24 protein-coding genes are annotated in these 24,801 nt (G+C 64.5%); 5 read left to right on the forward strand and 19 right to left on the reverse strand.

The features are described 5' to 3' along the window. Nucleotide 1: 1 nt before the first annotated feature. The 7 genes from ribB to ygfZ form a co-directional block, all read right to left on the reverse strand. Entirely contained in the window at nt 2-1,108 is a 1,107-nt protein-coding gene (gene ribB, locus BLP76_RS01745) for a 3,4-dihydroxy-2-butanone-4-phosphate synthase (RefSeq protein ID WP_092809167.1), read from the reverse strand. A 2-nt stretch (nt 1,109-1,110) separates the two neighbouring features. Next, the gene (aroC, locus tag BLP76_RS01750) at nt 1,111-2,208 is read right to left on the reverse strand and encodes a chorismate synthase (RefSeq protein ID WP_092809168.1); all 1,098 of its coding nucleotides are present in this window, start codon (nt 2,206-2,208) and stop codon (nt 1,111-1,113) included. A 76-nt stretch (nt 2,209-2,284) separates the two neighbouring features. Then, nucleotides 2,285-2,863, reverse strand: a complete 579-nt coding sequence (locus BLP76_RS01755) for a histidine phosphatase family protein (RefSeq protein ID WP_092809169.1) — start codon at nt 2,861-2,863, stop codon at nt 2,285-2,287. Continuing rightward, nucleotides 2,860-3,903, reverse strand: coding sequence for an NUDIX hydrolase (locus tag BLP76_RS01760; RefSeq protein ID WP_211108038.1), 1,044 nt, complete (start codon nt 3,901-3,903; stop codon nt 2,860-2,862). The genes BLP76_RS01755 and BLP76_RS01760 overlap by 4 nt, the downstream gene beginning before the upstream one ends. After that, complete coding sequence (locus BLP76_RS01765) at nt 3,875-4,390, reverse strand: tyrosine phosphatase family protein (protein ID WP_092809170.1); 516 nt, start codon at nt 4,388-4,390, stop codon at nt 3,875-3,877. The genes BLP76_RS01760 and BLP76_RS01765 overlap by 29 nt, the downstream gene beginning before the upstream one ends. 3 nt (nt 4,391-4,393) lie before the next feature. Then, nucleotides 4,394-5,023, reverse strand: a complete 630-nt coding sequence (locus tag BLP76_RS01770) for a YfbR-like 5'-deoxynucleotidase (protein ID WP_092809171.1) — start codon at nt 5,021-5,023, stop codon at nt 4,394-4,396. Continuing rightward, nucleotides 5,016-5,915 (reverse strand): CAF17-like 4Fe-4S cluster assembly/insertion protein YgfZ, encoded by a 900-nt coding sequence (gene ygfZ / locus BLP76_RS01775; RefSeq protein ID WP_092809172.1) that lies wholly within the window; start codon nt 5,913-5,915, stop codon nt 5,016-5,018. The genes BLP76_RS01770 and ygfZ overlap by 8 nt, the downstream gene beginning before the upstream one ends. A gap of 88 nt (nt 5,916-6,003) precedes the next feature. Here ygfZ and BLP76_RS01780 point away from each other — a divergent pair, with 88 nt between their 5' ends. Both BLP76_RS01780 and BLP76_RS01785 read left to right on the forward strand, forming a co-directional pair. Continuing rightward, a complete protein-coding gene (locus BLP76_RS01780) occupies nt 6,004-7,329 on the forward strand; it encodes a dihydroorotase (protein WP_092809173.1) in 1,326 nt (441 codons plus the stop codon). Between the two features lie 115 nt (nt 7,330-7,444). Then, on the forward strand, nt 7,445-8,869 hold the full coding sequence (locus BLP76_RS01785; RefSeq protein WP_139163655.1) for an oligosaccharide flippase family protein: 1,425 nt from the start codon (nt 7,445-7,447) through the stop codon (nt 8,867-8,869). Between the two features lie 34 nt (nt 8,870-8,903). Here BLP76_RS01785 and BLP76_RS01790 read toward each other — a convergent pair whose 3' ends face one another. The 3 genes from BLP76_RS01790 to BLP76_RS01800 all read right to left on the reverse strand — a co-directional run bounded on the left by BLP76_RS01790 (nt 8,904) and on the right by BLP76_RS01800 (nt 10,790). Further along, a complete protein-coding gene (locus tag BLP76_RS01790) occupies nt 8,904-9,731 on the reverse strand; it encodes a cytoplasmic protein (protein WP_139163656.1) in 828 nt (275 codons plus the stop codon). 118 nt (nt 9,732-9,849) lie between these two features. Next, nucleotides 9,850-10,293 (reverse strand): TIGR02301 family protein, encoded by a 444-nt coding sequence (locus BLP76_RS01795; protein ID WP_170130356.1) that lies wholly within the window; start codon nt 10,291-10,293, stop codon nt 9,850-9,852. 32 nt (nt 10,294-10,325) lie between these two features. Beyond that, nucleotides 10,326-10,790: an NUDIX hydrolase gene (locus BLP76_RS01800; protein ID WP_092809177.1), complete on the reverse strand. Its 465-nt coding sequence runs from the start codon at nt 10,788-10,790 to the stop codon at nt 10,326-10,328. 41 nt (nt 10,791-10,831) lie between these two features. On the opposite strand from BLP76_RS01800, the gene BLP76_RS01805 reads away from it, so the two are divergent. Then, nucleotides 10,832-11,551, forward strand: a complete 720-nt coding sequence (locus tag BLP76_RS01805) for an SOS response-associated peptidase (RefSeq protein WP_092809178.1) — start codon at nt 10,832-10,834, stop codon at nt 11,549-11,551. On the opposite strand, the gene BLP76_RS01810 is transcribed toward BLP76_RS01805, so the two are convergent. Beyond that, nucleotides 11,548-12,012 carry a GNAT family acetyltransferase gene (locus tag BLP76_RS01810; protein ID WP_092809179.1) on the reverse strand — a complete coding sequence of 155 codons (465 nt, stop codon included), beginning with the start codon at nt 12,010-12,012 and terminating at the stop codon, nt 11,548-11,550. The two genes, BLP76_RS01805 and BLP76_RS01810, sit on opposite strands and share 4 nt — an antisense overlap. After that, complete coding sequence (locus BLP76_RS01815; protein WP_092809180.1) at nt 12,009-13,433, reverse strand: FAD-binding oxidoreductase; 1,425 nt, start codon at nt 13,431-13,433, stop codon at nt 12,009-12,011. Before BLP76_RS01815 ends, BLP76_RS01810 begins: the two co-directional genes overlap by 4 nt. A gap of 125 nt (nt 13,434-13,558) precedes the next feature. On the opposite strand from BLP76_RS01815, the gene fabI reads away from it, so the two are divergent. Then, nucleotides 13,559-14,380 carry an enoyl-ACP reductase FabI gene (gene fabI / locus BLP76_RS01820; protein WP_092809181.1) on the forward strand — a complete coding sequence of 274 codons (822 nt, stop codon included), beginning with the start codon at nt 13,559-13,561 and terminating at the stop codon, nt 14,378-14,380. 9 nt (nt 14,381-14,389) lie between these two features. Here the strand turns inward: fabI and BLP76_RS01825 are convergent, their stop codons facing one another. The 5 genes from BLP76_RS01825 to BLP76_RS01845 all read right to left on the reverse strand — a co-directional run bounded on the left by BLP76_RS01825 (nt 14,390) and on the right by BLP76_RS01845 (nt 19,548). After that, nucleotides 14,390-14,974: a class I SAM-dependent methyltransferase gene (locus BLP76_RS01825; protein ID WP_170130355.1), complete on the reverse strand. Its 585-nt coding sequence runs from the start codon at nt 14,972-14,974 to the stop codon at nt 14,390-14,392. A 7-nt stretch (nt 14,975-14,981) separates the two neighbouring features. Beyond that, nucleotides 14,982-16,112 (reverse strand): acyl-CoA dehydrogenase family protein, encoded by a 1,131-nt coding sequence (locus BLP76_RS01830; protein WP_092809183.1) that lies wholly within the window; start codon nt 16,110-16,112, stop codon nt 14,982-14,984. Further along, nucleotides 16,087-17,133, reverse strand: a complete 1,047-nt coding sequence (locus BLP76_RS01835) for a glycosyltransferase family 2 protein (protein ID WP_092809184.1) — start codon at nt 17,131-17,133, stop codon at nt 16,087-16,089. The genes BLP76_RS01830 and BLP76_RS01835 overlap by 26 nt, the downstream gene beginning before the upstream one ends. A 73-nt stretch (nt 17,134-17,206) precedes the next feature. Continuing rightward, entirely contained in the window at nt 17,207-18,202 is a 996-nt protein-coding gene (gene acuI, locus BLP76_RS01840; RefSeq protein ID WP_092809185.1) for an acrylyl-CoA reductase (NADPH), read from the reverse strand. A gap of 101 nt (nt 18,203-18,303) precedes the next feature. Further along, the gene (locus BLP76_RS01845; RefSeq protein ID WP_092810035.1) at nt 18,304-19,548 is read right to left on the reverse strand and encodes an MFS transporter; all 1,245 of its coding nucleotides are present in this window, start codon (nt 19,546-19,548) and stop codon (nt 18,304-18,306) included. Between the two features lie 108 nt (nt 19,549-19,656). Between BLP76_RS01845 and BLP76_RS01850 the strand changes: the two genes are divergently transcribed. Continuing rightward, the gene (locus BLP76_RS01850) at nt 19,657-20,430 is read left to right on the forward strand and encodes a 2-keto-4-pentenoate hydratase (RefSeq protein WP_092809186.1); all 774 of its coding nucleotides are present in this window, start codon (nt 19,657-19,659) and stop codon (nt 20,428-20,430) included. Between the two features lie 154 nt (nt 20,431-20,584). Here the strand turns inward: BLP76_RS01850 and BLP76_RS01855 are convergent, their stop codons facing one another. Beyond that, entirely contained in the window at nt 20,585-21,793 is a 1,209-nt protein-coding gene (locus BLP76_RS01855; RefSeq protein ID WP_244514365.1) for a cell wall hydrolase, read from the reverse strand. A gap of 254 nt (nt 21,794-22,047) precedes the next feature. Next, nucleotides 22,048-24,717: a pyruvate, phosphate dikinase gene (gene ppdK, locus BLP76_RS01860; protein WP_092809188.1), complete on the reverse strand. Its 2,670-nt coding sequence runs from the start codon at nt 24,715-24,717 to the stop codon at nt 22,048-22,050. Nucleotides 24,718-24,801: the final 84 nt, after the last annotated feature.

Here is a 24,801-nt window from a genome sequence, read left to right on the forward strand (position 1 = left end):
CTCAGCCGTCGAGAATTTCCGTATCTTCGATCTCGATGCCGAAGCCTTTGAGGCCGACATAATGGCGCTCGCGCGTGGCGAGCAGCCTGATCGAGTGCACGCCGAGATCGCGCAGGATCTGCGCGCCGAGGCCGACTTCCCGCCAGGCTTCCTTGCGACCTTCCGCCGATCCGTGGGCTTCGCCGCCTTCGATGTCGCGCATGCGCCGTGACTGCCTTGCGACGCCGACGGAACCGTCGCGCAGATAGACAATGACACCGCGGCCCCGCTTGGCGAAATCCTGCATCACGTCGTCGAGCATCTTTTTGGTGCCGAAGACGTCGTCGAGGACGGATTCCAGATGCAGGCGAACCGGAATTGCCTTCCCGTCGCGGATATCGCCGAAGACGACCGCGAGATGATCCATGGGGTCGAGCGGGGTGACGAAGCTGTAGGCCGTCGCCGGGCCGGCCGGCGTCGAGATCTTTTGTTCGGTGACGCGCTCGATGAGCTTCTCGTTGCGCTGCCGCCAGGCGATGAGGTCGGCAACGGAAACGCGCACGAGATTGTGTTTTTCGGCGAAGGCCCGAACTTCCTCGCCGCGCGCCACGGTGCCGTCGTCATTGACGAGCTCGGAGAGGACGCCGACGGGCGGCAGGCCTGCGAGCTTGCAGAGATCGACACAGGCTTCCGTGTGGCCGGAGCGGACAAGGACGCCACCGTCGCGTGCAAGAAGCGGGAACACATGGCCCGGACGCACGAAATCGGCGGCACCGGTATTGGCATTGGCGAGCGCCCGCACGGTTGCCGTGCGCTCTTCGGCCGAAATGCCGGTGGTGAGGCCGTGGCGGAAATCGACGGAAACGGTGAAGGCGGTGTTGAGCGGCGCGTCGTTGGCGCTCACCATCGGATCGAGGCGCAGCCGTTCCGCCATGTCGCGCGGCAGCGGCGCGCAGACGATGCCGCTCGTATGGCGGATGATGAAAGCCATCTTCTCCGCCGTGCAATGGACCGCGGCGACGAAGAGATCGCCTTCGTTCTCGCGGTCGTCGTCATCGGTGACGACGACAATTTCTCCGCGTTCGAAGGCGCGTATCGCCTCCGCGACTTTTCCAACCTGTTCGCTCATATCTATGTCTGACTGCCGCTTTGGGCTCTCTGCCTGAGATAATGGTCGGCGAGGACGAGCGCCATCATGGCCTCGCCCACCGGCACAGCACGGATGCCGACACACGGATCGTGCCGGCCTTTGGTGAAGACGTCGACCTCTTCGCCCGTCGCCGTCACGCTCGGCACCGGCGTCAGGATGGAAGAGGTGGGTTTGACGGCGAAGCGCACGACCACCGGCTGTCCGGTGGAAATGCCGCCCAAAACGCCGCCCGCATTGTTGGACAGGAAACGTGGCCGCCCGTCATTGCCGGCGCGCATTGGATCGGCGTTTTCCTCGCCGCGAATGCGCGCCGCTTCGAAACCGTTGCCGATTTCAACGCCTTTCACCGCGTTGATCGACATCATCGCCGAAGCGAGATCCTGGTCGAGCTTGCCGTAGATCGGGGCGCCGATGCCTGCCGGCACGCCTTCGGCCACGACTTCCACGATCGCTCCGACCGAGGAGCCGGACTTGCGGATCTCGTCGAGATGGGCGGCCCATTTTTCGGCCGCTTCCGCATCGGGCGAGAAGAAGGGATTGTTGGCCGTCTCCGCCCAGTCGAAGCGGTCGCGGTCGATCGCAATGCCGCCGAGTTCGACGAGCGCGCCGCGGATCGACACGCCTGGCAGGATTTTGCGGGCGATCGCTCCGGCTGCGACCCGCGTCGCCGTTTCGCGCGCCGAGGACCGGCCCCCGCCGCGATAATCGCGCACGCCGTATTTGACATCGTAGGTGTAATCGGCGTGGCCGGGCCGGTAGCGGTCGCGAATTTCCGAATAATCGCGTGATCGCTGATCGACGTTTTCGATGAGGAGCGAGATCGGCGTGCCGGTGGTGACGGGGCCGCCGGTGCGGTCGTCTTCGAAGACGCCGGAGAGGATCTTGACCTGATCCGGTTCCTGCCGCTGCGTCGTGAACCGCGATTGCCCCGGCCGCCGGCGGTCGAGCTCGGCCTGGATCTCCGCTTCGGTGATCGGAATTCCTGGCGGGCAGCCATCGACGACACAGCCGATCGCTTTGCCGTGGCTTTCGCCCCAGGTTGTGATGCGGAACAGCTGACCGAAGGAATTGTGAGACATCTGCGCTTCTTGGCGCCTCGGCTGGACGAAGGCCGTTTCTAGAAGGTTTTGGCCGCCGATAGAAGGGTCTGCGGCCTCAGATTACGAGCGCCTTGCCATCTAAGATGGCGATGATGCGATCGTGCGGAATGAAGAATTGCGGCACGGATGCCGATGGCATGCCCGAAAGGAGATGGAGCGCGACCCGCGTGATGCCGCCATGCGCCACGATGACGTGGCGGCCCTGGCGCGTCTTGAACCATTCGCCGAACCGCTCAGCGAGCATGGCGTAGCTCTCGCCCTCCGGAGGCACGTAATTCCATTTGTCGCGCTTGCGCGTCGCGACGGCTTCCGGATCCGCCTCGCGAAGCTCTTTGAGCGTGCGCGCCTCCCATGCCCCGAAGCAGACTTCCTTGAGCGGATCGTGCGTCACGAAAGGCTGGTCGGGCCTGCCGGCATTTTCCAGAATGATGCGCATCGTTTCCTGCGCGCGACCGAGAGGCGAGGCGACGAACTGCCAGTCATGCTCGCCGAGAAGCGAGGGCAGCACCCGACCGTTGCGCCGCGCCTGTTCACGTCCGACGGCGTTGATCGGAACCTCACGCGCGCCCTGAAAACGGCCTTCCAGGTTCCAGTCAGTCTGGCCGTGCCGAATGAGCAGAAGGACGTCTCTCATAGCCGAGCTCGCAGTCGCAGTCCGCCCATGGCACCCTCTTTCATGATCTCTCGCCTGAACCGGAAAAGGGCGGCCGGTCGACCCCCCGTTGAGATACTGGTTTCGCCGGTTTGTTCCACGACTCGTGTCTGTTCCACAAGCCGCCTAAAGTTCTGTTTGTGCAGATGACGGCCGGAAATCGCTTCCACGACTTTCTGCAGTTCGGTGAGCGTGAAGGAATCGGCGATGAGCTCGAAAATGAGCGGCCGGTATTTCAGTTTGCCGCGCAGGCGCCCGATGGCGGTGGCGAGGATGCGCCGATGGTCGAAGCGCATGGGCCGCCCGAGGCGCGGCAGATCTTCCCACAAGGCGGCACTCTGGCGCCCGTCACGGCCCGCTTCCGGCACGAGCCCTGCCTCATAGAGCAGTTCGTAGCGCTCCAACACACGCTCTTCGTCCCAGGGCAGGCCGTCCCAGCCGAAGGCGATCTTCACCCGCTCCTGGCGCGCAAGCGGCCGGTCCGGCCGTTCCGCAGCAGGCGCCATCGCACACCACCGCTGCAGCAAGGGCTCAAGCGTGGTGTCGAGAATGGCGGGCCGGCCCTGACGCCAATCCTCCCAGGGAAAATAGGCGTACCACGGGCGCCATTGTGCGCCCGATTCGCGCAACGCCGTTTCGTCGTCTTCGAGGCGGCGGGTGAGCGCGAGATAGCCGATGGTCATGACATGCGGGCCGATATCGCCGCGCCTTGCGTGGCGTCCGCGATCGCCGAATGTGTAGAGCTGCTCCACGTAGCCGAGCTTGAGGCGCGTCTGTTCCGCCACCCAGGCGCGCAGGCCGATCTCCATGGTGCGATGCTCGACCGGATCGAACGGTCCGAAGGGCAGGCCGTCCTCGCCGTCCGTGTCGCCCGGCCGTACGACGAGGATGAGCGGCGTCAGCCGATCGACGGCCACGATGGCCGCGTTGAGGCCGACTTCGATGCGCGCGCCGCCCTCGACCTCCGCTTCGGAGGCGGGGGGCCGCGCCGGGTCATTCGTCGATGGCGAGGGAGAAGACATTACCTTCAAACGCGTTGGCGCCGCGGCCGATCGCTTCGATCGCCGCAATCATGCGTCCGTCCCGCTTCAGATAGGCATCTGCGAGAGCGACGAGACGGCGGTTGGGTGTCGCCTGCGGCGAACGCTGGCGCAGGCGTCGCGCGACGAGATCTTCGCTCACATCCGGACGCAGGGCGCAAAAGGCGATGAAGGCGCCGGCGGTGGAGCGGCTGATACCCGCCCAGCAATGCACGACGAGCGGCGTCGTACGATCCCAGGCTTCCACGAAATCGACAAAGCGTCCGACATGCTCCTGGGCCGGCAGGGTCATGCCCTGCATGGCTTCGGAGATGTCGTTGAAGCCGAGAAAGAGGTGATTGTCTTCGGGAACGGTCTCAGGGCGCGGCACCTCGGTGCCGGCATTGATCAAGGTGGCGATGTGGCGGGCGCCACTCTGTTCGACGGTCGCCGCAAGCTTCGACAGCGGGCAGACGTAGATTTCCGGCATTTCTCAGGCGGTCCTTGCGCGCGGCAGGGTCTCGGTCAGGCCCTCGATCTCGGCAAAACGGGCCAGGAAGCGGCGCTCTGCTTCGGTGGCGGGCCATGGGTCGAGGAGGTTGTCGTCCGGATTGAGAGACGGATCGCCGAAAAAGCGCAGCGCCTCTTTCTCCTGAAAGCCCGCGAGGTGCGTCGCCTCCCAATAGGCAGCCGTTTGATCGGCCTTTTTGATCATGCGGTGAAGCTTCGGCTCGACATCAGCGGGAAGGGCGAAGCGCAGATGGATGGCATGCTGCAGACGCCGCTCCACGCCCTTGTAGTCTTCGCCCAGCACCGCCTTGAAGGGAGAGATCATGTCGCCGATGACATATTCCGGCGCATCGTGGAGGAGAGCGAAAAGACGTTCCTCCGGGGTGATCTCCGGCTTCAAGTCGGCAAGCAGAGCCTCGACCAGAAGCGAGTGCTGCGCCACCGAATAGGCATGGTCGCCCCGCGTCTGGCCGTTCCAACGTGCCACGCGTGCAAGCCCATGCGCGATGTCGCCGAGTTCGATGTCGAGCGGCGAGGGGTCGAGAAGATCGAGCCGGCGGCCTGACAACATCCGCTGCCAGGCGCGCGCCGGGGCGTTCGCCCGGTCAGCCATTGTCCGAAGTCCCGCCGGTCTCTGTCCCCGTTCCCGTCCCGGGCCCCGTCCCCGTGGGAGGCCAGGAATAGGTCGCCCATTCGGGCAGTTTCGCGGCCACGGTGATGCGGCCGGCCGAGACCGGCAAATTCTGCTCCATGGCCTCGGCGAGCCGGTCGAGGCGGACAAGCCCGACGCCTTTGCCATTGGCGGAAGAGCCGAAGCGACCGATCGCCCGCTCGCCGGCCATGATCTCCGCGCCGGTTTCCGGCAGGGGGCTGCCGGCTTCCACGGCCTCGATCGCGATGATGCGCCGGCGGGCCGTGCCGCGATGCTGCATGCGCGAGACGACCTCCTGGCCGACATAGCAGCCCTTTTGGAAGGAGACGCCGTGAAGGCTGTCCATCGCCGCATCGTGGGGAAAGGTATCGCCAAAGACGAAATCGATGCCGCCTTCGGGAATGCCGCAGGCGATGCGGTGGGCATGATAGGCGGCAAGGTCGCCATCCGCAGTGACGCTGTCAGGCGCGGCGACGAAGCGGCGTCCGAGCGCCGCCAGTCTCGGATCCGCCGGCACGTCTGAGGGGGTTTCGCCATCGCCCCAAGTGGCAAAAACGGCGAGTTCGTCGTCTGCGCGAGACATCTCGACTTTGGCGCGCAGGCGGTAAAGCGTCATCCGCTTGATGAAATTCTCCGCCTCCTCCGACCGCAGATCGATCGCGAAACCTTCGTCCTGGCGATGGATGAGAAAGTCGAAGAGAATTTTGCCCTGCGGTGACAGGAGCGCGCCATAGGCGATGCCCGCGCTTTCCACCTCGTCCATCGAAGAGGTGACGAGATTATGCAGGAGGTTGTGCGCATCCGGCCCTCTCACCAGGACCACGGCTCTGTCGGTCAAACGTGCAAGCGGCATGATAAAATCCTCGACACTCAGCTAAGGCGTATGCGGTGCGGGGGCAATCCTGCTTGCGTTCAAAGCCGGCAATTGGCAAGCAGCGAGCATGGCTCAGAACTTCGATCTTCTCGTTCGTGGCGCGATCCTCATCAACCACGACGGCATCGGCCCACGCGACATCGGCGTGAAGGGCGGTCGCATCGCCGCTCTCGGTGACCTTTCCGGCGCCGACGCCGGCGAAGTCATCGACGCAACGGGTCTGCACATTCTGCCGGGCGTCATCGATACGCAGGTGCATTTCCGCGAACCGGGCGCCGAACACAAGGAGGATCTGGAAACGGGTTCCCGTGCGGCGGTGCTCGGCGGCGTCACCGCCGTCTTCGAAATGCCCAACACCAAGCCTTTGACGACCTCGGCGGAGATGCTGGCCGACAAGCTTGCCCGGGCGCACGGGCGCATGCATTGCGACCACGCCTTCTGGGTCGGCGGCACCCACGCCAATGCCAGGGACGTGGCCGAGCTGGAGCGTCTGCCGGGCGCTGCCGGCATCAAGGTCTTCATGGGCTCCTCGACCGGCGATCTCCTCGTGGCCGACGACGAGGGCGTCGAAGCGATCTTGAGGAACACCCGCCGCCGTGCCGCCTTCCACAGCGAAGACGAGATGCGGCTGAAGGCGCGGCTCGACGAGCGGCGCGAGAACGACCCGTCGAGCCATCCCGTCTGGCGTGATGTCGAGGCGGCGCTTTCGTCCACCCGCAGGCTCGTTGCGATCGCCAGGCGCACCGGCGCGGCGATCCATATCCTGCATGTCTCCACGGCCGAGGAGATGACCTTTCTCGCCGCGCATAAGGATGTCGCCTCGATCGAGGTGACGCCGCACCATCTGACGCTTTCGGTGGAGGAATATAGCCGTCTCGGCACGCTCTTGCAGATGAACCCGCCGGTGCGCGGGGCGGAGCATCGCACGGCGCTGTGGACTGGTGTGGAAAACGGCACCGCCGATATTCTGGGCTCCGACCACGCCCCGCACACCTTGGAGGAAAAGGCCGCCGTCTATCCGGCCTCGCCCTCGGGCATGCCGGGCGTGCAGACGCTTCTGCCGGTTATGCTCGACCATGCGGCGAAGGGGCGGCTTTCGCTTCTGCGCCTGATGGACATGACGAGTGCCGGTCCGGCGCGGCTTTTCGGCATTCGCGGCAAGGGCCGCGTCGCCGTGGGCTACGACGCAGATCTGACGCTCGTCGATCTGAAGCGGGAGACGACGATCACCAACGCCTCGATGGGCTCGCGGTCGAAATGGACGCCCTATGACGGCAAGCCGATCACCGGCGCCGCGATCGGGACGATCATCCGCGGCAGGCGGGTGATGTGGGAGGGCGAGATCACCACGGCCTCGATTGGCGAGCCGGTGCGGTTCTGGGCTTCGGCTTGAGGCGTCACACGAACCCAGATTGTTTCAAGGCGTTCTTAACTCCGTTCCATGAGCTTTCTCTGCAAATGCAACGGATCTGCTAAGGAGTGGATAACCACCAGCGGGAGCTCTCGCATTGATTCCTGATCAGGAGATGCCGGCGGGCCGTGTGCGCGGCTTCCTGGCGCTTGCCCGCAATGTCCTCGCCAACAGCGATGAACGGGCTCGCGCGCGCCGCGCCTCCCTGATCGCCCTCACCCTGCGCGTTGGCAACGCCGTTCTCGCTTATGGGACGCAGGTCGTTCTGGCGCGCCTGATGGGGCAGTTCGAATACGGTATCTTCGCCTTCACCTGGGTCTGGCTTCTCGTCTTCGGCGCGATCAGCACATTGGGCTTCGGCGATTCGCCGGTGCGCTATGTGGCGGCTTTGCGCGAAACCGGCGAAGAGGATCAACTCCGCGGTTTTCTGCGTTTTGCGGGGATCGTCTCCTTTGCGGCGCCCGTCGTCTTCGCGGTGCTCTTCGCCCTCGGCGTCTATTTCGCCGGATCGTGGATCGAGAATGCCTACGTCTACCCGCTTTTATTGATGGCGGTGGCGATGCCCTTCGGCTGCTTCCAGGCCTATCTGGAAGATGTCGGGCGGGCTTATTTCTGGACGATACCGGCTTTGTTTCCGGTCTATATTCTGCGCCACGCGCTCATTCTCGTTTACATGGTCGCGGCCGTGGCGCTCGGTTTCGAAGCGAGCGCCGTCACGGCCTTCGCCTGCACCATTCTGGCCATGGCGACGGCGACGGTCTGGCAATCCTATCAGATCCTCGGCCGTCTCAGGAAAACCGTGCCAGCCGGCCCGCGCGCCTATCGGCCGAAGGAATGGTTCATCGGCTCCGCGCCGTTCGCCGTCTTGCAGGGGATGTTCCACCTCTTCGCCTATATGGCGGTGATCGTGCTCTCCTTCTTCGTGAGCCCGGCGCAGATCGGCATCTATTTTGCCGCAACGCGCATCGTGCAGGTGGTGGCCTTCATCCCCTACGCCGCCTCCGTCGGCTCGGCGCATCTCTTCTCCGCGAGCCATGCGGCGGGCGACCAGGCGCGGCTGACGACGCTGACGCGCGAAGTGAGCCTCGTGACTTTCGTAGCCTCCACGGGTGTCACGATCCTCGTCGTCACCACGGGTATGTGGCTCCTGCAGCTCTTCGGTGACGGCTTCGAGACAGGCTACAACGTCCTCCTCATCCTCTCCGTCGGCATGGTGGCGCGGGCGATCTTCGGGCCGGCCGAGGACATTCTCAACATGACCGGCTTCAGCCACCTTTCGGCCACGACCTATGTGGTGATGGTGGTCATCAACGGCGTGCTCAACGTCGCCTTGATCATTCCTTTCGGGATCACCGGTGCCGCGATCGCGACGACGCTTGCCCTCACCATCCGCTCCGTCTGGCTCGCATGGGCCGTGCGGCAGAGGCTCGGCCTCGATACGAGCATCGTCGGCGCCTGGGCGCTCCTTGCCGAGACGGTGGGGCGTTGGCGCAAAGGCAAGGCGGCGAAGCCCGCACAATAGGCCCGGCGGGGCGCGGTCAGTCTCTCGCGAGGGCTCAGTCGCCCGCCAGGAAGAAATGCCAGCGCCCGTCCGGGCTGATGCCAAGACGGAAGAAGATGTAGGCGCCGTAGGACTGGATATCCTGCCAGTCGCCGGCCGTAATCAGCGTGAAAAGCTGCACCATCTGTTGTGGCGAGAGCCGGTCGAGCGGGTAGCGCGCGAAATACGGCCAGAGATACATCGCATTCGGGCTGTCGCGATCGACATAAAGGAAATCGCTCTCCAGGATTTCCAGCATGATGGCGAGCATCTCCCGCCCTTCCGGATCGCCGGAGAGAGATTTCAGATATTCGATTGGGTCGCCGACATTGTCGAAGCCGAAGGCCGGAGCCGGATCCTGTGCCTCGATCAAGGGCCTCAGCCGCTCGATATCGCCGGAGAGCGCCGCCTCGTGCAGCGCTTCCCAGGTCTTGCGCACGGGCTCTGGCATCGCCTGCTCGCCCTTCAAGACATCGAGATATTCCGGCACGGCCTTGCCGGGCTCGGCCGCCGCTTGCGGATCTTGAGGTGCGGCCTCTTTCGGCGCTTCGCTCGCCTGGCCGGCTTTCTGGGCCGGCTCCCCGTCCTTCTCCGATCGCGCCTCGGCCGGTGCGGCAGGTTCCGGTGTGGCCTGATCGTCAGACGCCCCCGGCGGAGCATTCTCCGGGCCGGGCGCATCCTGCGCGACGGCGACCGCCCCGAGCCCAAGCCAGAATGCCGTCGCAGCCGCTGCAACGGCCCCAAACTTTCGAGTTTTCCAGGCTACGGACGGCTCCGATCGATGGTTTCTCTGCGTCGATGCGGCCAAGGCTGCGACGGCGCCCGCTCCGGCTGTGTCGGTCATCGCGACCAATCCCCCTTTTTACCCGTTACGAGTATCTGCCGGATTCGATGGCGAGAGCGAGGCAGATTGCAAATTCCTGCATGGCGCCCAGCGGGTTTTCGGTCTCCCGGCTGCCCCTTTACTGCCCGTAACGGGTGCGGATGTCGGAGGCGATTTCCGCGCTTTCCTTCAGATAGCGGGCGATGCTCGCCTCGGCGGCCGGCGTGCATTTTTCATAGACGGCGTTGTAGGTTTCAAAGCCGTGGTTGAAACGCCCGATGAGACGCGCCTTGCGTTCCGGGCCTGGCGCCTCGGCGGCGAGCATCGCCTCCATATCTTCCTTCCAGGCCGGTCCGTCTTCCGCCCCGCAGAGATTGCGCAGGAAATAGAGGGCACCGAGAAGCTCCGACAGGCGCAGAAGCTTCGGTTCGTAGATCGGGGGCGGGGGCTCGGAGGATTGCTGCGAAGCCGCGGCGTCGCCACCTTCCTGCGCAACGGCTTCCCCGACGAAGCCGATGCAAGGCAGGCGGGCCCCAAGAGAGGTCAAAACCAGGAGGACCAGAAGAAAAGAAGGACGCCGCATCCTTGCGATCATGCGCCGGGGTCTTTCTCGCTTCAAGACGATGCCAGGGCACATGCCCCGTCCTCCTTATGTGCAGCGCCCGCAGCGATCGCTTTTGCGATGAATGCGATCGCGCCCGGCGTGAGCGGCAGTCCGCCGACCTCCTCGAACGGTACGAAGAGCGCGCGGTCGACGTCGTCGCCGGCCACAGGTTCGCCACTCGCATAATGACAGGTGAAGACTTCGAGATGTTTCGATGGCGTGCCGCCTGTCTCATGGCGTCCGAGTGAGACGAGGGGGCCGGCCGAAAGCCCCGTCTCTTCCATCAGCTCGCGTCGCGCCGCTGCCTCCGGTGTCTCGCCGGGCTCCACATGGCCGCCGGGGAAGCTCCAGATGGCGCTGAAGGGCGGCTTGTTGCGGCGGACCAGGAGAACGGCCGTGCGTTTGAGAAGCACGACACTTGCACCATCGACGGGATCGGTGGCCGGTCGTTCTGAACTCGTGCCCGGCTTTGTCATCCGCTCTCCCTTTTGCCGCATGGCGCTGATACACAGAGCCTATGTGCGGACGCTTCGTTCTGGCCATGCCGGCCGACGCCATCAAGGAGCTTTTCAACCTCGCCGTTTTCGACGAGCGTCTCCTGCCGCCCCGCTACAACATCGCCCCGACGCAGCCGATCGTCGTCATCCGCCAAGGCTTCGACGGCGTCGAGGCCGTCCCCGTGCGGTGGGGCTTTCTGCCGTCCTGGGTCAAGGACACGACGCGCTTTCCGCTCCTCATCAATGCGCGGGCGGAGGATATCCGCGAAAAGCCGGCGTTCCGCAACGCCATTCGCAGGCGGCGCTGCCTCGTCCCCGCCTCAGGCTTCTATGAATGGCAGGCGCGCGGCAAAGGCCCCAAACAACCCTATTGGATCGCGCCCAAGGCGGGCGGGCCGGTGGCCTTCGCCGGCATCTGGGAAACCTGGATCGGTGCCGACGGAAGCGAGATCGACACCGCCGCCATCATCACCGTCGCGGCCGAGGCGCCGCTCGACGAGGTGCATCACAGGCGCCCGGCGATGATCGCGCCGGAGAATTTCGCGCTCTGGATCAGCGGCGAAGACATGACCGATGCGGCCTTGTCGATCCTCACCGATCTCGGGGCGGAGACCTTGCAGGCGACGCCTGTCTCACGGCGCGTCAACCGCGTCGCCGACGACGATGCGGGTCTGATCGAGCCGGTTTCGGAGGAAGAGGAGATGCCCCCGGCCAAACCGGTGCAGCAGCGGCTTCTTTAGCCGGCTTTCGGCGTCGCCGCCGCCTTGATCTCTTTTTGCATGCAGATGCGCTCCTGCGCGTGGAAGCCGAGCGCTTCGTAGAAACCTTTCGCGGTCGCGTTGTCGCCGCGAATGAGAAGGTTGAGCTTCCAGATGCCTTTTGCGGCCAGCCAGTCCTCCGCCGCCGCCATCATCTCCCGGCCGAAACCATGACCGCGCCAGTCCGGGTCGGTCGCCACGTAATAGACCGTGCCGCGGTGCCCGTCATGGCCGACCATCACGCAGGCGGCGATCGTATCTTCTTCCGCCAGTCGACCGACGAGAATCGTGCTTGCAGGCGCGGCGCACGCAAAGCGGATATCCAGGCGCGGATCGTTCCATGGGCGGGTGAGGCCGGCACGGTCCCAGAGCGCGACGAGCGCGTCTTCGTCTTTGCCGCCGAAATCGGCGCGGTCGAATTCAGTGATTGCGAGCTCAGTCATAGCATGCGTCCCGGGTTTAAGATGGCGTTCGGATCGAAGGCCGCCTTGATCCTTCGCATGAGATCGATCTCGATCTCGCTTTTGACTTCGACGAGGAGTTTGCGTTTCAGACGTCCGATACCATGCTCGGCGGAAATCGAGCCGGACAGCTCCCCGACGATGCCGTGTACGATCTTATTCACCTCGTCCCAGCGGGCGAGGAATTCGTCACGATCGGCGCCGACGGGCTGGCTCACATTGTAATGGATATTGCCGTCGCCGAGATGGCCGAAGGGCAGGGGTCTGGCGCCGGGTACGGCCTCCGTGACGGCCGCCGATGCGCGTTTCAGAAATTCGGGGATCTTGGCGATCGGCACGGAGACGTCATGCTTGATGGAGCCGCCTTCCTTCTTCTGCACTTCGCTCATCGTGTGGCGGATGTGCCAGAACTCGGCCGCCTGAGCGAGGGACGCGGCGGGGGCGCCATCGAGCACTTCTTCCGCCTCGAACGCGGCTTCGAGCGTCGTCTCCATCAGTTCGCTCGCCTCCGCCTCGCTGCGACCGGAGGAAATCTCGACGAGGCAGTACCACGGATAGGGGGCCTCGAGCGGATCGCGCGTGCCTTCCTGGTGCCTGAGCACAAAATCGATCCCGAGGCGTGGCATCAGCTCAAAGCCGGTCAGAGCCGAGCCTGCGGTCTGCGAAAACCGGCGAAAGAGTGTGAGGGCCGTCTGCGGGTCTTCGACCGCCAGAAAAGCGACGGCGCGACCCTTGGGGGCCGGAAAGAGCCTCAAAGACGCTGCCGTGATGACGCCGAGTGTGCCTTCTGAGCCGATGAAAAGCTGTTTCAGGTCGTAGCCGGTGTTGTCCTTTCGGAGGCGGCGCAGCCCGTTCCAGATGGTGCCGTCGGCCATGACCACTTCGAGGCCGAGCACGAGATCGCGGGTGTTGCCGTAGGCGAGCACACCGGTGCCGCCGGCATTGGTGGCGATGTTGCCGCCGATGCGGCAAGAACCCTGCGCGCCGAGCGACAGGGGGAAAAACAGGCCTGCTTCACTCGCGGCCTTCTGGATTTCTTCCAGAACGACGCCGGCTTCCGCGACGAGGGTTGCACCCTCGCGGTCGACATCGCGAATCGCTTTCAGCCTTTCCAGCGTCAGAACGACTTCGCGACCGCTTTCGTCCGGCACCTGGGCGCCCACGAGCCCGGTATTGCCCCCTTGCGGCACGATCGGCACGCCGTTCTCGTTGGCAAAGCGCAGGATGGCGGCGACCTCGTCTGGTGAGGCGGGGCGCACGACGGCCGCCGGCACGCCGAAATAGAGATCGCGCCATTCCACGCAATAAGGCCGTGTTTCTTCAGTCCTGGTGAGGACATGCGTCTCGCCGACGATGGCGGAAAGGGCCGAGACGATGGCCTGTTGGGTCGGGGTGTCGTTCATCGCAGCGACATTAGCAGCTGGCGCCAGGAGGAGAAGCCCTGCTTGCGGCACTCAGAATCCCGTGCCATTACGGCACCGTTCATGGGACGCCGGGCGTCGCGAAGGGCAAAGCAAACGGAAGAAATATGACCGCAGCAAACGGCATCATGGCGGGAAAACGCGGACTGATCCTCGGAATCGCCAACAATCGATCCATTGCATGGGGCATCGCCAAGGCGGCGCGCGACGCCGGGGCGCAGCTTGCGCTCACCTATCAGGGCGACGCTCTGAAGAAGCGTGTGGAACCGCTTGCCAAAGAGCTCGACGCGCTGGTGGTCGGCCATTGCGACGTGACGGACGGTGCGACGATGGACGCCGTCTTCGAGACGATCCGCGAAGAATGGGGCGGCCTCGACTTCATGGTCCATGCGGTTGCTTATTCCGACAAGGATGAACTCGACGGGCGCTACATCGATACGACCGAAGCGAACTTCAACAAGTCGCTCTACGTCTCATGCTATTCGCTGACGGCGCTCGCGCAGCGCGCCGAAAAGCTGATGCCGAATGGCGGCTCGATCCTGACGCTGACCTATTACGGCGCCGAAAAGGTGATGCCGCACTACAACGTCATGGGCGTGGCCAAGGCGGCGCTCGAGGCGAGCGTGCGCTATCTCGCCGTTGATCTTGGGCCTTCCGGCATCCGCGTCAACGCGATCTCCGCCGGCCCGATCAAGACGCTGGCCGCCTCCGCCATCGGCGATTTCCGCTACATCTTGAAGTGGAACGAGTACAACGCCCCGCTCCGCCGCACGGTCACACCGGATGATGTCGGCCAGTCGGCGCTTTATCTCCTCTCCGATATGGGACGCGCGGTCACCGGCGAAGTGCATCACGTCGATGCCGGCTATCACGTGGTCGGCATGAAGGCGGTCGACGCGCCGGACATCACCACGGTCCTGAAGGAATAGCGGGCAACGTCACGGGCGGATCAGCGCATCCACCCGGTAATGCGCACGGGCCTTGTGCCAGACAGGCATAAGGCGGCGCTCAAGACTTTGCCGCAAGAATCCGTGCGCGAGCGCCGGATGCACGGCCGCGTCTGAAAAAGGGCGCACATGGTGCACGAGCACGATGCGCCCACCGCGGGCAAGCCGGCTCGGAAGCTCCGCAGCCAGGCGGCGAAGCGCTGCTTCTTTAAGATAATAGGCGATCTCCGAGGCGACGATGAGGTCGAATTCTCCCCGTGGCAGATCACGGGGCAGAACCGCCTCGCGGAAGCTGACGGAGGCGAGGTCGGCACATTCTCGTCTCGCTTCAGCGAGTGCCGTCGGTGAGGCGTCGAGAGCGAGGAGCTTGAGCGTGAGTGGGGCGAGCGCCCGGCTCGTCACGCCGATCGCACAGCCGAGCTCCAGCCCTCGGGCATAGGGCCCGCTGCCGGCCGCGGCGATGAGATCACGCCGCTTCGTTTCTTCGAAAGATGAACTTCGATACCGCCAGGGGTCGATGTCGTGGCGGAATTTCTCTTCGAACCCCTCCGGGTTGATCGCGGCGCGCGGTGTCATCGGGGCCTCAACAGCCAACGATCTCGCGGGAAGGTCTGCCGAGGACAAAGCGCCCGTCCGCAAGCGCCTCGCCCACGGCGGCGAGCGCTCCATCGGGGTTGGGCTGGCGAAGATAGGTTCTGAGGTCGCGGTCGAGCCGCTCCAGCGGGTGCGGCTGCATGAGCCCTGCCGCGCCCACTGCCCGTTCTGCCGTCGCGAGCACCTCCATGGCGAGCTTTTCGATGGCGATACGCATGGCATTGGCGGTGGCGGTCGCCTGTTCCTGCTCGACTTCGGAGGCTCCCCCCAGACAACCCCGCCGCCAGGCTTCCGCGGCGCGACTGATCCAGCCGTAGCCGCCTTCCACAGCGAGCGCCATCTCGCCCAGCCGATGCGCCTGGTAGGGATTGTCGGCGCGTCCCGTGCGCGTGAGGTGCGCCTGCGCAGCATCGAGAACGGCATGCGCACCGCCAAGCTGAACGGCGGCAAAGCGGATGGCGCCAGCTGAAAACCAGGGCTGGCGCACGTAATCGCCGGGCCGGCCGAGAAACCAATCCGGCGCGACCTCGACACCTGAGAAATCGACGACGTGGCTGCCGGAGGCCTTCATGCCGAGAGGCCGCCACCAGCTGCGATCGACCGGCCTGTCATCGACCGGCACGATCAGCATCTGCCGGCCTTCCGCCTCTTCCACCGTGACGATCGCGTGCGAGAGACCGTCGACACCCGAGGCGAAGTTCTTGGCGCCGACGAGAGCGCCATCTTCGATGGCGAGCGGCTTGCCCGGCGCGTCCGTGTTCCAGACGCCGAAGATGCAGCCGCGCCGGGCCTCCGCCTGGTAGCGGTTCTGCTGCGCCTTGGAGCCAAACAGCGCGATGAGCTGCAAGGCATTTACATGGCCTTCGAAGATGCGCCCGACATTGAGATCGCCGCGCCCAACGGCGGCAAGGAGATAGAGAAGATCCTCCATCCGCTCAGACGACAGGAGCGGGCCGGAAAGAAGCCCAGTTTCGGCGAGGACAGCGAAGCCTTCCGTCGGGAACGACCCCGCCGCGTCATGGCGCGTGGCCTCGGCCCCGATTTTCGTCGACAGGGCGGCAAGGTCGATGGGCTCCGACGGATGGCGGGCGGGCTCAGGCAGCGAAGCTCTCAGCGGCATTGTTCAGTCGCTCCTCCAGGTATGACAGCGCGGCCTCGACCGGCATGGTGCGGGGCGCGTCCGGCTCGTCGCCGGCCAGTCTTTCGATCAGTGCGAGCGGCGGTTCGGCAGCCGAAATCGGCATATTGGAAAGCGTGCGTTCCGTTAAAGCGTTCCGCCATGTGCCGTCGGCAGCTGCGAGATCCCGCAGGCGGCGGCGAAGCCGGAAGCGTGCCTCGGCACGTTCCGGCGCTTCGACCAAGAGAGGCCGGTGCGCTTCTTCCTCTTCGACCCAGGCGGCAATGCAATCGGCCATGCCACCCTTGGCGCGGCCTTCAAGGCGGGCCGAGACGATCACTTCCACCTCCGGCGCATGCCTGAGCCGAGCACCCTGCGCCCTGGCCTTGCTGACGAGGGCGAGATCCTCGCGGAGCGGCAGAGGCGGCAGACCGCCAAGGGCGCGATAGAGCTCCGTGCGCAGCGCGAGGCTGGCCCCGGTATGGTCCGAGTGTCGCGGCCAGGGATCGTAGGGGAGGGGATCGATGAGCGCGGCGAGATGGTCGAGAAGCTCCTGATACCGGGCGACGAGCCCGGCGCGCCGAATGAAGCCGGGGCCGAGCCTTTCTTCTTCCTGCGGGTCGCCGACGAGACGCCCGGCGACGATATCGGCACCTTTGCGCAGGGCAATCAGATTGGCGAGCACCCAGTCGGGCGCCGGCCTCGCGTCGGCGTCGGTCGTCAGAATGACGGTGGCGCCGCTTGCTGCGGCCTCTTCCATCGCCATGCGGCGGGCGACGCCGACATGATTGTCGCCGCCCGTGAGCGTCACTTCGATGAGCCTGAGCGCGATTTGTGGGGTCCTGGCCGCGGCCGCGCGGGTGACGGCGGCCGAGGCGTCCGAGCAATTGTTGCAGACGATGACGACAGGCAGCCGGCGCCCGCCGGCAAGCCATGTCTGCCGGGCGAGAGCCGCGATCAGATGTGGCAGACGTTCTTCTTCATTGCGGGCGGGAACCGCCACAACTGGGTGGAACGAGGGCAATTTTGGGCCTCACTGAAGACACAACGCTTCCCACAACACGTCAGGCCCAATTTGGTTACCGCTCGTTAGCTGGCTATGACCCGATATTGATCACAAGGCGGCCGCGCACCTTGCCGGCGAGGAGATCGGACGTCGCCTTCTCGATATCGGAGAAGCCGATTTCGTGGGTGATGGCGGCGAGCTTCTCGCGGTCGAGATCGCTCGCAATTCGCTGCCAGGCGAGTTCGCGGATTGCTTTCGGAGCCATCACCGAATCGATGCCGAGGAGCGAGACGGCACGCAGAATGAATGGTGCGACGGAGGCCGGGAGATCCATGCCGCCGGCAAGGCCGCAGCAGGCGACAGCCCCGCCGTACTTCGTCTGGGCGAGCACATTGGCGAGCGTCATGGAGCCGACAGAATCGACGCCGCCGACCCAGCGTTCCTTGCCGAGAGGCTTGCCGGGGTCAGAGAGCTCTTTGCGGTCGATGATTTCGGCGGCGCCGAGGCTCTTGAGGTAATCGGCCTCTTCGCTGCGCCCGGTCGAGGCGATCACGTGATAGCCGAGTTTGCCGAGAATGGCCGTTGCGACGGAGCCGACCCCGCCGGTGGCGCCCGTGACCACCACCGGTCCGCGATCCGGCGTGATCTGATGGCGTTCAAGCGCAATGACGCACAGCATCGCCGTATACCCGGCCGTGCCGACCGACATCGCCTCTGCCGGCGAAAGCGTCTCGGGCTGGTGGATGAGCCAGTCGGCTTTTACCCGCGCCATACCCGCATAGGCGCCGTAATGGGTTTCACCGAGGCCGAAACCGTTCAGGATCACACGCTCGCCGGGCTTGAAGGCGCCGGTATCGCAGGAAACGACCTCACCGGCGAAGTCGATGCCCGGGATCATCGGCCAGCGGCGAATGACCGGGCCCTTGCCGGTGACGGCGAGCGCGTCCTTGTAGTTCACCGTCGAATGCGTGATGCGGACGATCGTGTCGCCTTCCATAAGGTCGTCGGTCGTCAGATCGACATGCGATAGAGACTGCTTCTTGTCCTCGTCTCGATCGATCAGGATCGCTTTGAAGGTTTCGGCCATGAGGGGGGAGCTCCTTGTTGTCGCGGTCACGTTGCGCAGATGACGCCGACGCGCAAGGGGACAAGGGGGAAGCAGGTTTGCGCTCTCTCGAGCGCTGGTCGTCAAGATGCGAGACGCAACTCGGCCGCCTGCTCTCGGATCGGCCAGTGGACGAGCGCCGCAAACAGGCCGAGCGCCACACCGAGCCACCAGACTTCGTCGTAGGAGCCGGTCTTGTCGTAGAGATAGCCGCCGAGCCAGACGCCGAGAAACGAGCCGATCTGGTGGGACAGGAAGACGATCCCGCCCAAAAGACCGAGATGGCGCGTGCCGAACATGATGGCGACGAGCGCATTGGTCGGTGGCACCGTCGAAAGCCATAAGAGGCCCATCACGACGGAGAATATGACCACGGAAGCGGGGCTGGCCGGCGCCAGGAGGAAGATCGTTACGGCAAGGGAGCGCGCGAGATAGATCAGCGCGAGAAAGACCGGCTTCGAGTAGCGTTCGCTGATGGCACCCGATGCGATCGAGCCGATGATGTTGAAGAAGCCGATCAGGCTGATCGCAATCACCGCCCAGCGCGGCGACAGGCCGAGATCGGCGATGTAGGCGGGAAAATGCGCGGTGATAAAGGCGACCTGGAAACCGCAGACGAAGAAGCCGGAAAACAACAGCATGAAACTGCGGTGGCGCAGCGCCTGGGAGAGGGCTTCGGCGACGCTCTGCTCGGTCTCTCCCGGATTGAGTTGATGGCGCGGCTGGCCGCGCAAGGGGATCGCGGCGAGCGGAATGAGCGCCATCAAGATGGCCAGGCCGATCAGCGCATCCGACCAGCCGAGCGCGTCGATCATCGCCTGCGAAATGGGCGCGAAGGCGAACATGCCGAAGGAGCCGGCGGCGGTTGCAAGGCCGAAGACGAAGGAACGCCGTTCCGGCGGCACGCGGCGGGCAAGGGCCGCCATGACGACGCCAAAAGAGCCGGCCGCGACCGCAAGACCGACGAAGATGCCGCCGCCGACATGAAGCCAGAAGGGCGCCGGCGAATAGGCCATGATGACGAGGCCTGCGGCATAGAGAAGGGCGCTCGCAACGAGCACGCGCGCCGTGCCGAAGCGGTCTGCCATCGCTCCGAAAAAAGGCTGGCCGACGCCCCAGGCGATGTTCTGGATCGCCATCGCGAGACCGAAGGTGGTGCGGTCCCATCCCCTTTCCGTGAGGAGCGGGATCTGGAAGAAACCCATGGCCGAGCGAGGCCCAAAGGTGAGAAGCGCCACCGTGCAGCCGGCAAGGATGATGGCCCATGGCAGTGCGGCAGGTCCCGTGCCGGACACCAGATTGCCAGAGCTGGCAGATTGACCGCGCATCGTCATGAGGCCTATCCCGCAAAGAAAGCGAGGATAGCCTGAGACTTTCCGCCGCGGAAAACGAAAAGACCTTACCTTGCTTTTGAGAGATTCTGAATTGGAGCTGGGATGAACAAAGAGGATATCGCCAAGTCGCTGGCTGCGGCGCGGGTGTCGGGAGAATATGCGGCCGTTGATATCACGGCCATCGATCAGGCCGAGGCTGCGGAAGATATCCTGGCTGCCGCGGGTGTGTTCTATGGCGGACGCCGGATCGGCTACAAGGTCGGCTCCACGAGCGAGGCGGCGCAGAAGGCGACCGGTGCACCAGGTCCGTGGTTCGCGCCCATGGTGGAGAGCGATCTCAGCCGCGACGGCACCACCCTCGTGTGGAAGAAGCACTACCGCGGTGTCGAATGCGAGTTCGCCTTCCGCATCGGCGAAACCTATCCGGTGTTTGATACGCAGCCCAATCCGGCGAGCCTGCGCCAGGCGGTTGCGGCCTGTCATCTCGCTCTGGAAGTTGCGGGCCGCCGCACCGAAGGCGAGGGCCTGACGCGCTATCCGGCGGTTCTCGCAGATTTCGGCGCCCATTGTGCCTTCGTGCTGGGTCCGCAGGTGAAGGACTGGGAAAACTACGATCTCGCCGAGGTGGCTGTCTCGGGGCTTCGCGATGGCGTCGTCACGAACAAGGGCTCAGGGGCGGCCGTGATGGGTGGGCCGCTCAATTCGCTTCTCTGGCTGACCGAAAGGCTCGCCGAGCGGGGCCAGCAGCTTCAGGAAGGCGATTGGGTGCTGACGGGGACGACGATGGGTATCGTTGTGCCGGAACCCGGCTCGACGGTGACCGGCGATTTCGGCGAACTCGGGAAGGTCAGCGTCAATTTCGCTCGCGAGAGCTGAGCGGAAGGGCACATTCTCGAAGAGAAAGACCTGCGAATTTGGGCTGGCTCCGTCGTTCCGCCGGCAGGGCTGCCCAAAGGCTTCCCAAAAAGCGCTTTCGAAAAAAACGTTGGGGCGCGGAACGAAGCCAGCGGAACCACGTTGAAAGGTTGGATCAGCTCCAGCCGCCGCCATAGGTTCGGTAGAAGATATGGCGGCCGATGCGGTCGGTGCGCTTCATGCTGCTCGCCCAGCGGGGCCGGACATAGGTGGCGTGGTAGTGGGTGGAATCCCCCACTTCCTCAAGCCAGGCTTTTCCCTCGGTCACATCGAGCGCGACCTGTTTGGCGCGCTCATATGCTGAGGGCGATCGGATTCGGTCGCGAATCCCGTCGCAGGCAAAAGAGAATTGGCAGCGATTGCGCCAGTTCTTGTTCTGATAGACCACGCCGCAGATCGTATCCGGATAGGCGGGGTTCTTGACGCGATTGAGAATGACCTGGGCGACTGCGATCTGACCGAGCTTGCTCTCGCCACGTGCCTCGAAATAGACGCCGCGCGACAGGCAGGCCTGTTCTTTGTCGCTTTTGACACTCTCTGGCAAGGTGTTGAGCATCCACGCATGCTCCGGCTTGCTGCGGTGGCGACCGCGCAGCCAATCCCAAAGTGACGGTGTCTCCTCCGGTTTCATGCGCGGTCTACCGAGATCACCAAGCTGAGCCGTCGCAGGCGCCGAGCCGATGACCGCATCGAACGGCGCGTCGAGACCGTCTCCGCTGGGCGCATAAGCGACCAGAGCTGCGTCGGCGGGCATGCTGTCCCTGCGCGCGAGCATGATGCCGTTGTCCTGCGTGGTCGTCTCGTGCTTCTGCATGAAATGGGAATAGGCGACCATCAGCCCCGCCATGTCCTCATCGGACGGATTGGCGAACGCGACCTTCGGCAGATCCTGGCCGTCGCGCGAAGAGAAGATGTCGTCCATGTTCCAAAGCTGGCCGGCGGCCGGCAGCTTGTCGGATTTGCGCGCGACCGGCGAGCGCGTCATCAGGAGATCGCCCTTGCGGTCGCGATTGACGGTTTCGGTGGTCAGCGGGCCTTCCGGGCTCGGAACAGCGACTTCCGCCCCCTTACCGAGCGCCGGCACGGGAATGGTGCGGGCATCGCCCATGCCGGATCCCGGTGTCAGGGATGCGTTCTGAATATTGCCGACGGACATCGCTTCAAGACGGGTCTGCCAGCGTTGGTCGGGCAGATCGCCCGAAATCATGGCGGCAGCATCCTGATAGGCAATTGGCGACGTCGCGGCGACCAGGGCGCCCAGACCGAGCAGTCCCGCTGTCGATGCGGAACGCCAAGTCCTTCTTACGCCGCGCCATACTGCCATGAAGAAACCTCTTTGTCGGGCACAAGCGTTTTCGCCGCGCGAATCGCTCGCGTTCCGCTCCCGTCCACGCGAACGAGAAAAACAAATCGCGGTTTACAACCGGTTAATCGGGTCGCTCCACTTGGCGTCCCACCCGTCTGCCCGACGATCCCCCCTTTGCCCAGAGGTCCATCCGACCATGGCTGCCGTATCGCGGCGGAATGGGGCAAGAAGTTGACAATTCCTTGCCCCAGACTTGCATGCGGAAAGAAGATTCAGGTTGTTGCTTTTTTGCCAAGGGCCGCCTGAGCTGCGGCAAGCCGTGCAACCGGGACGCGATATGGAGAGCATGAGACGTAGTCGAGACCGGCCTCCTCGCAGAAGCGGATCGAGGCGGGATCGCCGCCATGCTCGCCGCAAATCCCGAGCTTGAGGTCAGGCTTCGTCACGCGCCCTTCCTTGACGGCGAGCGCAATCAGCGCCCCCACGCCCTCGGTATCAAGGGTGATGAACGGATCCTTCTCGATCAGTCCGATCTCCTGATAATGGCCGAGGAAGGAGGCCGCATCGTCACGCGAAATGCCGTAGGTCGTCTGCGTCAGATCGTTGGTGCCGAAGGAGAAGAACTGGGCGCTTTGAGCGATCTCCCGTGCCCGAAGGGCGGCGCGTGGCAGCTCGATCATGGTGCCCACCGTATAGGTGATCTTGATCTCGCTTGAGGCGTTCACCTCTTCGGCCGTGCGGTCGATGACTTCCTTTACCTTGTCGAGTTCCGCCAGCATGCCGACGAGCGGCACCATGATCTCCGGGATAACAGGTTCGCCGGTCTGATGGGCCGCATCGCGCGCCGCCTCCAGAATGGCGCGGGTCTGCATCTCCGTGATCTCCGGATGCAGGAGCAGAAGCCGGCAACCGCGGCTGCCGAGCATCGGATTGGCTTCCGTCAATTCGATGATGCGCTCGCGCAGGCGGGACGGCTCGGTGCCGATCGCCGCGGCAACCTCTTCGATCTCCTTTTCGCCCTTGGGCAGGAATTCGTGCAGAGGTGGATCGAGGAGCCGGATGGTCACCGGCAGGCCGCGCATCGTCTTGAAGAGCTCGAAGAAATCGTGGCGCTGCAGCGGCAGAAGCTTGGCGAGCGCGGCCCGCCGCGCCTCCCTGTCTTCCGCAACGATCATCTCGCGCATGGCGACGATCCGGTCGTCCTGGAAGAAGGTATGCTCGGTGCGGCACAGGCCGATGCCTTCGGCTCCGAAATCGCGCGCCGCACGCGCATCTTCCGGCGTTTCGGCATTGGCGCGCACACCGAGACGGCGGGCCTGATCGGCCCATTTCATCAAGGTGGCGAAGTCGCCGGAGACTTCCGGCTGCAGCATCGCGACGGCACCCTCCATCACCTCGCCGGTGGAACCGTCGATGGTGATGATGTCGCCTTCCTTATAGACCTTGCCGAGCACCATCATGGTACCAGCCTTGTGGTCGATTTTGAGCGTTCCGGCGCCGCAGACACAGGGCTTGCCCATGCCGCGGGCGACCACGGCCGCATGGCTCGTCATGCCGCCGCGCGAGGTCAGGATGCCGCGCGAGGAGACCATGCCCTGAATGTCTTCCGGGCTCGTTTCCATACGCACCAGGATGACCGGATGGCCTTCCTTGGTGAGAAGATCGGCCTTGTCCGGCGTGAACACGATCTCGCCGCTGGCGGCGCCAGGCGAGGCGGGCAGGCCACGCGCGATGACGTTGCGTTCCGCCTTGGGATCGAGCGTGGGATGCAAGAGCTGGTCGAGCGAGGTCGGCTCGATGCGCATCACCGCTTCTTCCTCAGTGATCAGGCCTTCCTCGGCCATGCCCGTCGCGATCTTGAGGGCGGCATGGGTGGTGCGCTTGCCGTTGCGGGTCTGCAGCATCCACAAGGTCCCGCGTTCGATCGTGAACTCCATGTCCTGCATATCGCGGTAATGGCGTTCCAAGCGGTCCGCATGCGCGCAGAATTCCTTGAAGGATTCCGGCATCAGCGTTTCGAGCGACGGCGCGTCGCTGCCGGCCTGAACACGGGCCTTCTCCGTCAGATATTGGGGGGTGCGGATGCCGGCGACGACATCTTCGCCCTGCGCATTGACGAGGAACTCGCCATAGAGCGCTTTTTCGCCCGTCGACGGATCGCGCGTGAACGCTACGCCTGTCGCCGAGGTATCGCCCATATTGCCGAACACCATGGCCTGCACGTTGACGGCGGTGCCCCAGCTCTCCGGAATATCGTGCAGTTTGCGATAGGTGATGGCGCGGTTGTTCATCCAGGAGGAGAAAACGGCGCTGATCGCGCCCCACAGCTGATCCTGCGGATCCTGCGGGAACGGGCCTTCGTTGACCTCGATGACGAGAGCCTTGAAGCGCTCGATCACCACCTGCCAGTCTTCCGCGGAAAGCTGCGTGTCGCTCTCATAGCCGCGCGCTTCGCGCTCCTGCTCGAGGATTGCCTCGAAATCATGATGTTCGACGCCGAGCACGACGTCGGAATACATCTGAATGAAGCGGCGATAGGAATCGTAGGCGAAGCGCGGATCGGCACTTTCGGCGAGCGCCTGGACGCTCTCGTCGTTGAGGCCGAGATTGAGGACCGTGTCCATCATTCCCGGCATGGAGCTGCGCGCCCCCGAGCGCACCGACAGAAGCAGAGGCATCGGAGCGCCGCCGAGCGTCTTGCCCTGCAGCTTTTCAAGCTTCGCCAGCGCTTCGGCAACCTGCTCACGGAGCCCTTCCGGCATTTGCCGGCCATTGGCGTAGAACCAGTTGCAGGCTTCGGTGGAGATGGTGAAGCCCGGTGGCACCGGCAGGCCGAGATTGGCCATTTCTGCAAGATTGGCGCCTTTGCCACCGAGAAGATTGCGCATGTCGCGCGAGCCCTCGGCGCTTCCGCCGCCGAAGGAATATACCCACTTCGTCATCGTGCCTCCGGAAACCTGGTCGATTTACACGTTGTCCCACAACGGCTGTAAAACGTTCAGCCGGTCCGCACAACGCAGGCTTCA

The organism is Afifella marina DSM 2698 (genome assembly GCF_900102695.1).
Lineage (GTDB): Bacteria > Pseudomonadota > Alphaproteobacteria > Rhizobiales > Afifellaceae > Afifella > Afifella marina.

Bases quoted from the DNA above. Each gene is read 5' to 3' on its own strand.
- BLP76_RS01855 (WP_244514365.1), bottom strand. From the start codon at position 21,793: ATGGCAGTATGGCGCGGCGTAAGAAGGACTTGGCGTTCCGCATCGACA.
- aroC (WP_092809168.1), bottom strand. From the start codon at position 2,208: ATGTCTCACAATTCCTTCGGTCAGCTGTTCCGCATCACAACCTGGGGC.
- BLP76_RS01760 (WP_211108038.1), bottom strand. From the start codon at position 3,903: ATGTCTTCTCCCTCGCCATCGACGAATGACCCGGCGCGGCCCCCCGCC.
- BLP76_RS01790 (WP_139163656.1), bottom strand. From the start codon at position 9,731: ATGACCGACACAGCCGGAGCGGGCGCCGTCGCAGCCTTGGCCGCATCG.
- BLP76_RS01850 (WP_092809186.1), top strand. From the start codon at position 19,657: ATGAACAAAGAGGATATCGCCAAGTCGCTGGCTGCGGCGCGGGTGTCG.
- BLP76_RS01800 (WP_092809177.1), bottom strand. From the start codon at position 10,790: ATGACAAAGCCGGGCACGAGTTCAGAACGACCGGCCACCGATCCCGTC.
- BLP76_RS01845 (WP_092810035.1), bottom strand. From the start codon at position 19,548: ATGCGCGGTCAATCTGCCAGCTCTGGCAATCTGGTGTCCGGCACGGGA.
- fabI (WP_092809181.1), top strand. From the start codon at position 13,559: ATGACCGCAGCAAACGGCATCATGGCGGGAAAACGCGGACTGATCCTC.
- BLP76_RS01770 (WP_092809171.1), bottom strand. From the start codon at position 5,023: ATGGCTGACCGGGCGAACGCCCCGGCGCGCGCCTGGCAGCGGATGTTG.
- BLP76_RS01825 (WP_170130355.1), bottom strand. From the start codon at position 14,974: ATGACACCGCGCGCCGCGATCAACCCGGAGGGGTTCGAAGAGAAATTC.
- BLP76_RS01805 (WP_092809178.1), top strand. From the start codon at position 10,832: ATGTGCGGACGCTTCGTTCTGGCCATGCCGGCCGACGCCATCAAGGAG.
- ribB (WP_092809167.1), bottom strand. From the start codon at position 1,108: ATGAGCGAACAGGTTGGAAAAGTCGCGGAGGCGATACGCGCCTTCGAA.
- BLP76_RS01780 (WP_092809173.1), top strand. From the start codon at position 6,004: ATGGCTCAGAACTTCGATCTTCTCGTTCGTGGCGCGATCCTCATCAAC.
- BLP76_RS01815 (WP_092809180.1), bottom strand. From the start codon at position 13,433: ATGAACGACACCCCGACCCAACAGGCCATCGTCTCGGCCCTTTCCGCC.
- BLP76_RS01795 (WP_170130356.1), bottom strand. From the start codon at position 10,293: ATGCGGCGTCCTTCTTTTCTTCTGGTCCTCCTGGTTTTGACCTCTCTT.
- ppdK (WP_092809188.1), bottom strand. From the start codon at position 24,717: ATGACGAAGTGGGTATATTCCTTCGGCGGCGGAAGCGCCGAGGGCTCG.
- BLP76_RS01810 (WP_092809179.1), bottom strand. From the start codon at position 12,012: ATGACTGAGCTCGCAATCACTGAATTCGACCGCGCCGATTTCGGCGGC.
- BLP76_RS01830 (WP_092809183.1), bottom strand. From the start codon at position 16,112: ATGCCGCTGAGAGCTTCGCTGCCTGAGCCCGCCCGCCATCCGTCGGAG.
- acuI (WP_092809185.1), bottom strand. From the start codon at position 18,202: ATGGCCGAAACCTTCAAAGCGATCCTGATCGATCGAGACGAGGACAAG.
- ygfZ (WP_092809172.1), bottom strand. From the start codon at position 5,915: ATGCCGCTTGCACGTTTGACCGACAGAGCCGTGGTCCTGGTGAGAGGG.
- BLP76_RS01755 (WP_092809169.1), bottom strand. From the start codon at position 2,863: ATGAGAGACGTCCTTCTGCTCATTCGGCACGGCCAGACTGACTGGAAC.
- BLP76_RS01765 (WP_092809170.1), bottom strand. From the start codon at position 4,390: ATGCCGGAAATCTACGTCTGCCCGCTGTCGAAGCTTGCGGCGACCGTC.